The sequence below is a fragment of the Bacillus sp. ME78 genome (assembly GCF_903970865.1).
GTDB lineage: Bacteria > Bacillota > Bacilli > Bacillales > Bacillaceae_G > Bacillus_A > Bacillus_A cereus.
The window spans coordinates 1-1,332 of the sequence record NZ_CAJCKK010000078.1; the positions used below are offsets into that span (position 1 = coordinate 1).

The window sequence follows — 1,332 nt, forward strand, 5'->3', positions numbered from 1 at the left end:
GGTGCAGTTTTTCTATGGCTAAATTTACAGCTGATGAAAAAATACAAATCGTTCTACGTTATTTGAACGGAAATGAAAGTTATCGAGAAATGGGTAGATCGCTCGGTATAAGTGACACAATCATTTTGAATTGGGTAAACCAATATAAACAGAATGGTCTGGAAGCTTTTCTAAAACGATGTACAAATTACACACAACAATTTAAACTAGACGTACTAAACTTTATGATTGAAAACGGTATGTCCTTATTTGAGACGGCAGCTATCTTTAATATTCCTGCCCCTTCAACGATTTCTGTTTGGAAAAAACAGCTCGAAACACAAGGAATTGATGCCCTTCAATCTAAGAAAAAGGGGCGTCCATCCATGAAAAAAGATTCAAATAAACAATTAAAACAACCTTTAGCTGAAGGGTCAGTCGAAGCACTTGAAGCACGCATTAAACAGCTTGAGATGGAAAATGAGTACTTAAAAAAGTTAAATGCCTTAGTTCAAAACAAGGAAAAATCACAAAACAAGACAAAGCGCAAGTAGTCTATGAATTAAGGCATAAATATTCGGTCAAGGCACTCGTGGAGCTAGCTACTATTCCTCGAAGCACGTATTATGATTTAGTAAAGAAAATGAATCGTCCAGATGTAGATGCCGATTTGAAAGCTGAGATTAAAGCGATTTATGAGGAAAATGAAGGTCGTTATGGTTACCGTCGCATTCGTGATGAATTAACGAATCGTGGCCAGAAAGTGAACCACAAGAAGGTTCAGCGCATTATGAAAGAGCTTGGGTTAAAGTGTGTTGTGCGTATGAAGAAATATAAATCCTATAAAGGAAAAGTCGGTAGAATTGCACCTAATATTTTAGAGCGTAATTTTCATACAGATGCACCGAATCAAAAGTGGGTAACAGACATCACAGAGTTTAAATTGTTTGGAGAAAAACTGTATGTATCACCTGTATTAGATTTGTATAATGGTGAAATTATTACCTATACAATTGGTTCTAGACCGACGTATTCGCTTGTTTCAGGCATGTTAGAGAAAGCATTGGAACGTTTACCTGAAACCCACCAGCTACTGTTGCATTCGGATCAAGGATGGCATTATCAAATGAGACAGTACGTCCGTACACTTGAATCAAGAGCTATCGTCCAGAGTATGTCTCGAAAAGGCAACTGTTACGACAACGCAGTAATAGAAAATTTCTTTGGGATTATGAAGTCGGAGTTCCTCTACATAAAAGAATTTGAAAATGTAGAGCACTTTAAAATAGAATTAGAAAAATATATAGATTATTATAATACGAAACGGATTAAGGCAAAATTAAAAATGAGCCC

General features: G+C 36.1%; 1 protein-coding gene. It reads left to right on the top strand.

Going from position 1 to position 1,332, the window contains the following annotated elements; genetic code table 11:
- Positions 1–14: 14 nt before the first annotated feature.
- A protein-coding gene (locus H6481_RS28110) for an IS3 family transposase (protein WP_182813800.1) occupies positions 15–1,332 on the top strand; the annotation gives its coding sequence in 2 pieces (ribosomal slippage) (positions 15–468 and positions 468–1,332; 1,319 coding nt annotated over the 2 pieces). This gene is flagged as partial in the annotation.